Origin of the sequence: Allobosea sp. TAF32 (genome assembly GCF_052113585.1) — a bacterium.
GTDB lineage: Bacteria > Pseudomonadota > Alphaproteobacteria > Rhizobiales > Beijerinckiaceae > Allobosea.
Window position 1 is genome coordinate 24,534 of sequence record NZ_JBFRDM010000019.1, and the last position, 10,315, is coordinate 34,848.

3 protein-coding genes are annotated in these 10,315 nt (G+C 62.4%); all 3 read left to right on the top strand.

Annotation, left to right across the window (positions count from 1 at the left end):
* Positions 1 to 8: 8 nt before the first annotated feature.
* The 3 genes from AB4Z16_RS27625 (at position 9) to AB4Z16_RS27635 (ending at position 10,088) form a co-directional block, all read left to right on the top strand.
* Positions 9 to 2,162: a peptidase M50 gene (locus AB4Z16_RS27625; protein ID WP_441514518.1), complete on the top strand. Its 2,154-nt coding sequence runs from the start codon at positions 9 to 11 to the stop codon at positions 2,160 to 2,162.
* 9 nt (positions 2,163 to 2,171) lie between these two features.
* Positions 2,172 to 4,196 (top strand): preprotein translocase subunit SecA, encoded by a 2,025-nt coding sequence (locus AB4Z16_RS27630; protein WP_441514519.1) that lies wholly within the window; start codon positions 2,172 to 2,174, stop codon positions 4,194 to 4,196.
* 195 nt (positions 4,197 to 4,391) lie between these two features.
* Positions 4,392 to 10,088, top strand: coding sequence for a LamG-like jellyroll fold domain-containing protein (locus tag AB4Z16_RS27635; RefSeq protein ID WP_441514520.1), 5,697 nt, complete (start codon positions 4,392 to 4,394; stop codon positions 10,086 to 10,088).
* Positions 10,089 to 10,315 lie beyond the last annotated feature (227 nt).

Below are 10,315 nucleotides of genomic sequence, written 5' to 3' on the forward strand. Positions count from 1 at the left end.
ACGCCGACATGACCGTCGCCCCGTTCCTGAGCTCCTCCTGGTATCGCGTCGCGCTCCGCAAGCCAAAGCTGCGCGACCACACCTCGGTCCTACGCCACCGCTATCGCGGCAATGTCTGGTTTGTCGTGCACGATCATGCCAACGGCCGCGTACACCGCCTATCCCCGGCGAGCTGCATGATGATTGCCGCCATGGATGGCGTGCGCACTGTCGACCAGCTCTGGCATGAGATCGGAGCCAAGCTCGGAGACGAGGCGCCGAGTCAGGACGACGTGATCCGGTTGTTGGCGGAACTCAATGCATCCGACTTGCTGCAGACCGAGGTTACACCCGATTCAAGTGCGCTGCTGGAGCGTGCCGCGCGAACAGGACGATCCCGGTGGCTGGGTAATGTGCTCTATCCGCTGGCCGTGAGAATACCGTGCTGGCACCCTGACAAATTCTTCGAGCGCACGCTGCCAATCGCCCGGTGGCTGTTTGGCCGCCCGGGAGCCGCATTGTGGCTGCTCATGGTGCTGCCGGCGCTGCTGCTGGCCGCGCAGCACTGGCAAGACCTCAGTGCCGATGCCACCGACCGTATCCTCGCCACCGACAACATCGTACCGCTTGCCCTGACCTATCTGCTGCTCAAGGTCATGCACGAATTCGGGCATGGATTTGCCGTCAAGGCATTCGGGGGAGCCGTGCACGAGTTCGGCGTGATGTTTCTGGTATTTGCACCGCTACCCTATGTCGATGCCTCGGCGGCGTCGGGATTCCGCAGCAAATGGCAGCGTGCGCTTGTCGGCGCGGCCGGAATGATCGTCGAGGTTTTTATCGCCGCGCTTGCACTCTATGTCTGGCTTGCGGTCGAGCCTGGAATTGCTCGGGCACTCGCCTTCAACGCCATGGTGGTCGCAGGTGTTTCCACCCTGGTGTTCAACGGCAATCCGCTCCTGCGCTATGACGGCTACTACATTCTTGCCGACTTGCTGGAAATTCCGAACCTTGCGCAGCGCGCTACCCGCTACTGGGGCTATCTGGTCGACCGATATGTGTTTCGCACCGATGGATTGAGAGAATTCGTTGCAACGGATGGCGAGCGCATCTGGTTCCTCCTCTACGGCCCCGCTGCCTTCCTCTACCGTCAAGCGGTGATGCTTGCGATTGCCGTATTCATCGCTTCCCAGTATTTCGCTGTGGGGATCGCGGTTGCGATCTGGAGTCTATTGACGGGTATTGCATTGCCGATCGGCAAGGCTTTGTGGCTGGTGCTCACAAGCCCGCGCCTTCATCGCAATCGCAACCGCGCAATGACTGCGACCTTCGGCACAATCCTGGCCGTGGGGATCGTCCTGTTTCTGGTCCCGGCGCCGCTCTACTTCACGACTGAAGGTGTGGTCTGGCTGCCGGAACACGCAATAGTGCGCGCGGGAGCGGACGGTTTCGTGCACGGCTTCCTGATCGAGCCCGGCCAAAGGGTGGGCGTCGGCGATGCGTTGATCGAAAGCGAGGACCCCACATCCAGGACCGAACTCGAAATCCTGCGGGCGCGTGTCGCTGAACTCGAGATTCGTCTTGCCACTGAGCGCTTTGCCGATCGCATGCGGGCCGAGACGACAACCACGGAACTGGGGCAAGCGCGCGCCGAACTTGCGACGGCAACCAGCCGCGCGGCGCGGCTCATTGTACGCAGTCAAAGCGATGGCATCTTCGCGGTGATGAAATCGCAGGATCTGCCCGGGCGCTTTGTGCGAGAGGGTCTGCAGATCGGCTACGTGCTCCCCCATGACGCGCGCACCATCCGCGCGACGGTCCGGCAGGACGATATTGATCTCCTTCGTCATCAATTGCGCGGCGTCACGGTCAAGCTCGCCGAGCGCCTCGATGAAACTCTGCCGGCGACAATCGTTCGCGAAGTTCCGGCGGGGCACAACAATCTCCCCAGCAGGGCCTTGGGGGGTGCGGGCGGCGGCGCGCTCACTGTCGATCCGGCAGACCAGCAAGGAACCAGGGCGCTGCAACGTGTTTTCCAGGTTGACGTCGAATTGTCCGCAGAAGCCACGCCACCGGCCGCATTTGGCAGCCGCGCCTATGTGCGCTTCGATCATGTCTGGGAGCCGATAGGCTGGCAGATGTGGCGTCGTGTGCGCCAATTGCTGCTGTCCCGGCTGCAGATCTGAGACAACGAGATGTCGCATCCTCGCAGCCGGCGGCAGATCATGGATGCGGGCTCGCTCGCGATGGATGCGCCCTACGCTGAACGCGCCAGCCGCAAGGAGGGCCGCTTCGATGGCGCGCTGCTTGGTGGTTGGGGCCAGATCTCGCCCTATCTGCTGTCTGCAATCAGGCGACACCGGCTCTCGCGCTTCGCGCGGCTGGTCGAATCCCTGGAGCCGCAGGTCATGAACCTGCCGGATCGCCGGCTGCGCGAGCGTGCGGATGAATTGCGCGCAGGATTGCTGTCAGCGCGCTTCCACTCGCGCGAACGGGCCCTTTCGTTCGCCCTTGCGCGCGAAGTGGCGCGTCGTCACGTCGGCATGCGCCACTTCCACGTTCAACTGCTGGGTGGCGCCGCCATGATGGGAGGGGCTATCGCCGAAATGGAAACCGGCGAAGGCAAAACCTTGACGGCGTTGCTGCCGGCGATCTCCGCCGCGCTCATGGGCCGTCCGGTTCATATCATCACCGTCAACGACTATCTCGCTCGCCGTGACGCCGAGCAACTCGGCCCGGTCTACAATGCGCTGGGCCTTACCGTCGGGCTCGCCGAGCACGGGCAATCGCCCCAGGAACGGCGGAGCGCCTATGCCAGCGACGTGACCTACTGCACCAACAAGGAACTCGTGTTCGATTATCTCCGCGACCGGCTGGCGCTCGGCGCGCGCCGCGCGAGCACGCAGCTCCTTGTCGGCCGCATATTCAAGGGCGGACACATCGGCAGCCATCAACCGCTGCTCCTCCGCGGCCTGCATTTTGCGATCGTGGACGAAGCGGACAGCGTGCTCATTGACGAAGCCCGCACGCCGTTGATCCTGTCCGGTGCGCAGGAAAGCGCTGAGAACGCGGCCGGTCTCTACGAGGCCGCGCTCGAGATCGCGCGCCGTCTGGAGCCCGGCGAAGCATTTCAGATCCTGCCGAACGAAAAATTGATACGCCTCACCAAGGACGGCGAAAGCGAGATCGCCAAGCTCTCCGCCGGGCTGCCCGGCTTATGGGCGATCCGGCGCGCCCGCGAGGAGCTCGTCCAGCATGCGCTTGCTGCCCAGCATCTGTACCGGCGCGACGTCCAGTACATCGTTGCCGATGGCAAAGTGCAGATCGTCGATGAGTATACCGGGCGCGTCATGCCCGACCGTTCTTGGGAAAGCGGAATTCATCAGCTGATCGAAGCGAAGGAACGCTGCGCCATCACGGAGCGGCGCAAGACGCTGGCACAGATCACATATCAGCGCTTTTTTCGCCGCTACATGCATCTCTGCGGCATGACCGGAACTGCGATCGAGCCGGCAGGCGAACTATACGCCGCCTACGGCCTGCCGATCGTTCGCATTCCAACGAACAAACCGTTGCGGCGTCTGAACGCCGGCACGCGCATGCTGCCGACCGCAGAGCAGAAATGGGATGTGGTCGTCCGCTCCGTTCGCGCGGCGACGTGGGCGGGCCGTGCCGTCCTGGTCGGAACGCGATCGGTGGAGGCATCCGAACATATCTCGCGGTTGCTGCACGAGGCAGGGCTCGACCCCATGGTCCTCAACGCGCGGCAGGATCGCGAGGAAGCGGAGATTGTTGCGCGTGCGGGTCAACCGAACAGAGTCACGGTCGCGACCAACATGGCCGGGCGGGGCACCGACATCCAACTGCATGCGATGGTGCGCGAGGCAGGCGGTCTGCATGTCATCCTGACGGAGTACCATGAATCCCGGCGCATCGACCGCCAGCTCTTCGGGCGCGCCGGCCGGCAAGGCGACCCGGGCAGCTACGAGGCCATCGTCGCTGTTGATGATGAACTCCTTCAACGCTTTTCCGCGCGCAGGCTGCTCCAACTGGTCACTCGAAGCCTGTCACCCGATCGACCAATTCCTGCCGCGATCGCACGCGCTCTACGTAACTGCAGTCAACGCGCGGCCGAACGTCTGCACCGGCGCGCTCGCCGAGCCGCTGTTGCTGAAGATCAGCGGGTCAGCAAAATTCTCGGCTTCRCGGGGACGGAATGACAAAGAAATTCACGAATAAACATCTATCGCGGCCAGATCGACTGCCTCTGCGCGCCCTCTTTCTGCACTAACATCCTGATGGAATTAAACTAAAACCGCCCATACCGGCATGATTAACAAGCGCAGAACGGTGTGGTATTGAAGAGCGCATTGCATCGAACCCAAGAGTCCGTCGCTTGACGTTGGGAGTGCGCGATGTCGAGTTCTGTGAGCCTGTTCAACCGGGTGACGCGGCGACTTGCCAATCGGCGCCCCCGTCGAGGGAGCAGAGACAGCGAGCCCTCCTCTCCCCCTGCGCAGATTATCTTTGAAACGCTCGAACCGCGGCTGCTGCTGGCGGCAGATCCCCTCGGTATTACCGCCGGCTACGCCTTCGACGAAGTTTCCGGCACCGCAGCGGCGGATGCATCGGGCCACGGCATTACGGGTACGCTGACCAACGGTCCGACTTTCACGGCGGGAAAGTACGGCAACGCCGTGGCGCTCGATGGCGCGAATGATTTCGTGAATCTCGGCAACCCGGCTGCGCTGCAATTCACCGGCAGCATGAGCGTCAGCGCCTGGGTCTATGTCAGCTCGTTTCCCTCCGATGACGCGGCAGTTGTATCAAAGCGCACCTCCGGCGAATCCGGATACCAGCTCGATCTCACCAAGGATACCGGCCCTCGCACCATCGGCTTCAAGCTCACGACCAACTCCGGCAGTGCGATGTTTCGCTACGGCGCGACGACGCTCCAGCTCAACACCTGGTATCATATCGCCGGCGTCTACAACGCCACCAACCAGACGCTGGATGTCTATCTCAACGGTAACCTCGACAACGGCCAGCTGAACGGCACCGTCAGCAATTCCCAGCAAAACTCGACAGCGAACGTGACCATTGGCCGTCGCTCCGGCAGTACCGGCTTCGAGTTCCCCGGACGGATAGACGATGTCCGCATCGCCGATCATGCGCTCACGCAGGCGCAGATCCAGACGGATATGACAACCCCGCTGGGGGGGACCACCCCGCCACCACCGGATACGGCCCCGCCGACCGTAGCGCTCACGCCGCCGGCATCGATCCTCTCGCAGACGGTCAACCTTGCAGCCACGGCCTCCGACAATGTCGGCGTGGTCGGCGTGAAGTTCTTGCTTGATGCCAACGCTACGATCGGATCCGAGGATACCACGTCGCCTTATGGCGTTTCCTGGAATACGACGACAGTATCGAACGGCGCCCACACGATTGCGGCCCAGGCGCGCGACGCTGCCGGCAACATCACCACATCGACTGCGGCTACGGTTACCGTAGACAACCAGGCGCCGACCGGCACCGTCGTCATCAACGGAGGAGCGGCCGCGACCAACACCACGACCGTCACGCTTGCGCTGACCGCAACCGATGCGGTCACCTCGGTCACGCAAATGCGGTTCTCCAACAACGGCACCTCATTTTCGACCGCTGAGGCGTTCGCATCCTCCAAGACATGGACGCTCTCCAGTGGAGCCGGCACCAAGACCGTCTATGTCCAGTTCAACGATGCCGCGGGCAACTGGTCGACAGCCGTCACCGATACCATCACCCTCGATACGACTGCCCCAACGATTTCAGCACGAACGGCCACCAACATCACCGGCAATTCGGCGCAAATCACCTGGGCGACCAACGAAGCAGCGACTTCACGCGTTGAATACGGACTCACGGCGAGTTACGGCACGACGACGACGCTTGACCCGACCTTAGTGACTGCGCACAGCGTCGCGCTCGCCGGTCTGGCCTCCAACACCACTTATAATTATCGTGTCCGCTCTATCGACGCCGCCGGCAACGAAGCGATCAGCGCGAACAGCACATTCAAGACCACCGCTGCGGCAGATACGACGCCGCCCTCCACCCCGACTGGCCTCGCTGCCACGGCCATTTCGCCGACGCAGATCAACCTCTCGTGGAATGCTTCGACGGACAATGTAGCGGTCACGGGCTATCAGGTCTTCCGCAACAACACGCAGGTTGGAACCGCGACGACAGCCACGTTCAACGACACCGGTCTATCGTCCGGAACCACGTATAGCTACACCGTGCGCGCAGTGGATGCGGCCGCGAATCTTTCGGCACAATCGGCGCCTGCGAGCGCTACCACGCTCGCCCCCGACACGATCGCCCCTTCTGCGACCATTACCGCGCCGACCGGATCCGCGCCGCTCTCCGGCACGGTGACGATTAGTGCCAATGCAACCGACAACATCGGCGTCGGCGGCGTGACCTTCCTGGTCGACAATGTCGCGATCGGCGGAGGCGAGGACAAGACGGCTCCATATAGCGTCAGTTGGGACACAAGCACCGTTCCCAACGGTGTCCACACGATCGCCGCGCGCGCGCGCGACACCTCGAACAACACCGCGGATTCTGCACCTGTCACGGTGACAGTATCCAATGCGCAAATTGTCGGCTTGGCCGCGGCCTACTCTTTCGATGAGGGAGTTGGCGCGACTGCCAGTGATTCCTCTGGCCAGGGAAATACAGCGACGCTGGTCAATGGCGTTGCCTGGGTGGCGGGCCAGCATGGCAAGGCCGCGAGCTTCGACGGCGTGAACGACTACATTACGATCCCGAATTCAACCTCGACCAATATTTCCGGCAATGCACTGACATTGTCGATGTGGATCAATCCCCAGCCACTGGCGAGCGGCGATTCGGTTGTTATCGGGAAATTCTGGAATACGACGATGTCCTCGCCCTACTACCAGTATGGCCTGGAACTCGGCGGCGGCAACAAGACCGACTTCTACATCGGGACAAGCAGCGGGCCGCGTGTCGCCACGGCGGGCACCACGCTGCCGTTCAACCAGTGGACCCATCTGGCCATCACCTTCGATGGCGCGCAGGTGCGAACCTATGTCAACGGCGCTCTCGTCAACACGCAGGCGCTCTCGGCATCGATTACGGCGCGCGGCAACGCCATGAATATCGGAGCGGATGCCTCGGGCAAACAATTCCAGAAGGGATTGTTGGATGACCTGCGCATCTACAGCCGCGTGCTCACCCAGGCACAGATCCAGTCGGATATGACCATAGCCGTTGGTGGTCCGGCCGCCGGATCGCCACAGGTTTCGATCGACGTCCCGGCCAACGGCGCGCAGGTTAGCGGCATCGTCAATGTAACGGCCACCGCAACCGACGACACCGGCGTCGCCACTGTCCAGTTCTATATCGACGGAGTCCTAGCAGGCGCCCCTGACGCCAGCGCCCCCTATGCGCTGGCCTGGGATACGCGAACCGTGAACAATGGCTCGCACACGATCACGGCGCTTGCGACCGATATCGACGGCCACACGGCAGTGTCGGCACCAATCGCTGTGAATGTGGCAAATGCCAGCAATTTTCAGAATGAAATTCTCGCCACCGGATTCGATCTCCCGACCGCGATCAAATTCCTTCCCGACGGGCGCATGCTGCTGGTGGAACTGGCCGGCACGATCAAGGTCTTGCCGGCGCCCTATACGACGCCTGATCCGACGCCGTTCCTGAAGCTTAGCAATATCGGCTCGGCCGGTGTTCAGCAGGGCATCTACGACGTCGCACTCGATCCCAACTTCAGCGCCAACCACTATTATTACATCTTCTACACGCTGGGCTCGCCGAACGTCGATCGTTTCTCGCGGTTTACCGCAAATGCGACATTGACGGGGACCGTCGCCGGCAGCGAATTCGTCATCTACCAGGATTCGGAGATCGCCAATGCCGAACACCATGGCGGCGCGATCAACTTCAGCAATGACGGGAAGATCCTGATCACCACCGGCGAGCATTTCAACGCCGGCGAGGCGCAGGATCTCACCAAACCGCGCGGCAAGATCCTGCGCTTCAACATGGATGGCACCGTCCCGACCGACAATCCCTTCTATGACGGTGCGGGCCCCAACTTCGATGCGATATGGGCGCTCGGACTGCGCAATCCCTTCCGCGCCTATTACGACGCGCCGACCGGGCGCCTGATCATCGGCGACGTCGGCGGAAACACCTATTCCACGGCGATCGAAGAGATCGATATCGGCGCCAGGGGGGCCAATTACGGGTGGCCCAACGTCGAAACACCCAACGGCAACCCCGCCTACACCGCGCCGGCCTATTACTATCCGCATAATGGACGGGACGCCGCTGTCGTTGCGGGGTTCGTCTATCATGGCACGCAATTCCCCAGCGAGTACCAGGGCAGCTTCTTCTTTGCCGACTACACGCAAAATTGGATCAAGCGCCTGACATTCGACGCCAACGGCAAGGTTACCGGCGTCATCAACTTCGAGCCGCAGGATGGATCCGTCGATGGCCCCTATGGCGACATCGTCTATCTGACGGAGGGGCCCGAGGGGGCTCTCTACTATCTCGATCTCGGCTATTCCGATATCAGCGGCACATTCGGCGTGAGCAAGATCCGGCGCATCTCGTTCATCGATTCGAACCTGCCGCCGGTCGCGAGCGCTTCCGCATCGCCCGCGCAGGGGCCGACGCCTCTCGCCGTTAATTTCTCCAGCGCCGGCTCCTCCGATCCGGAGGGACAGCCCTTATCCTATTCCTGGAATTTCGGCGACGGCACGACATCGACCGAGGCCAACCCGTCGCACATCTATACGGTCGCCGGCCCGTATCAGGCCCGCCTCACGGTTTCCGACGGGACCAATGCGACACTCTCGACGCCGATCGCGATCACCGTGGGCACCCGTCCAGTCGCGACCATAACCTCGCCGACCGATGGCGCGGTCTTCAGGGCAGGCGATGTCATTTCCTTCAGCGGGACCGCGACCGATGCCGAAGACGGCACACTGCCTGCCAGCGCCTACACCTGGAACATCGATTTCCTGCATGAGGGACATGTGCATCCGGGCATCCCGATCACCGGCGTGACCAGCGGAACCTTTACGATCCCGACCTCCGGGCATGACTTCAGCGGCTTCACGCGCTACCGGATCATGCTCACGGTCACGGACTCCAGCGGGCTGCAATCGAGCCAGGCTGTCACGATCTTCCCTGACAAGGTCAATCTCAACTTCGCGACCGCGCCCGCCGGCGTCACGCTCTATCTCGACGGCATCGCGCGCACCACCCCGTTCACATACGACACGCTCATCGGCTTTCATCATGAGATCGAAGCGCGCAACGCGACGGTCGGGTCGACCACTTACAACTTCGTCTCATGGTCCGATGGCGGCGCGCAGGACCACATCCTCGTCGTGCCGGCCGGCGGCGCCACCTATACGGCGACCTACAACGCGGTCACCACATCCGCGCCACTTGCATTCGTGCAAGCCAATGCGGCCACGCCGCAAACCAACCAGACGCAGGTCCCGGTCACCTACGCCGCTGCGCAAGTGGCCGGGAATACCAATATTCTCGTCATCGGCTGGAACAACACGACATCCAACATTGCGTCCGTCACCGATTCTGCGGGCAACGTCTATGAACTCGCTGTCCCGACCGCGCGCGGAAGCGGCGTCAGTCAGGCCATCTATTACGCGAAGAACATCAAGGCCGCCGCCGCGGGGACCAACGCGGTGACGGTGACCTTCAATGCTCCCACGCAGTTCGTCGATCTCCGCGCTCTCGAATACAGCGGCCTTGATCCCGTCAACCCGTTCGACGCCGGCGCCTCGGCATCGGGCACCGGCAGTTCGGCAAACAGCGGCACGGTCAGCACGACGGCAGCACGAGAACTCATCTTCGGCGCAGGAACCACGGCGGGAGGATTCTCCGCAGCCGGCGGCGGCTTCACCACGCGTATCATCACGGCACCGGATCTCGACATTGCCGAAGACAGGTTCGTCACGACAACCGGAAGCTATGGCGCCACCGCATCGCTCTCAGGATCCGCAGCCTGGGTCATGCAAGTCGCGACGTTCAAGGCCGCGGGTTAGTTCGACCGCATCGAATGGCGAGTTCGGAGAGATCCCAGACCTACCGCGGCGGATGTTGGCGGCGGGTTCCAGGTGGTCCTGATCCGCCCCCGCCGGCTGGTCCAAGGTGATTGTTAGTGGACGGTTGGTCTCGACACCAGCGCGGGCGGCGTAGCTGGTCCGGGTTGCGCAGCCGCCCTCGCGGTCATGGCGGGGATGAAGACCTCTGGCGCGGGAGGCTTGTATCC

Bases quoted from the DNA above. Each gene is read 5' to 3' on its own strand.
- AB4Z16_RS27625 (WP_441514518.1), top strand. From the start codon at position 9: ATGACCGTCGCCCCGTTCCTGAGCTCCTCCTGGTATCGCGTCGCGCTC.
- AB4Z16_RS27635 (WP_441514520.1), top strand. From the start codon at position 4,392: ATGTCGAGTTCTGTGAGCCTGTTCAACCGGGTGACGCGGCGACTTGCC.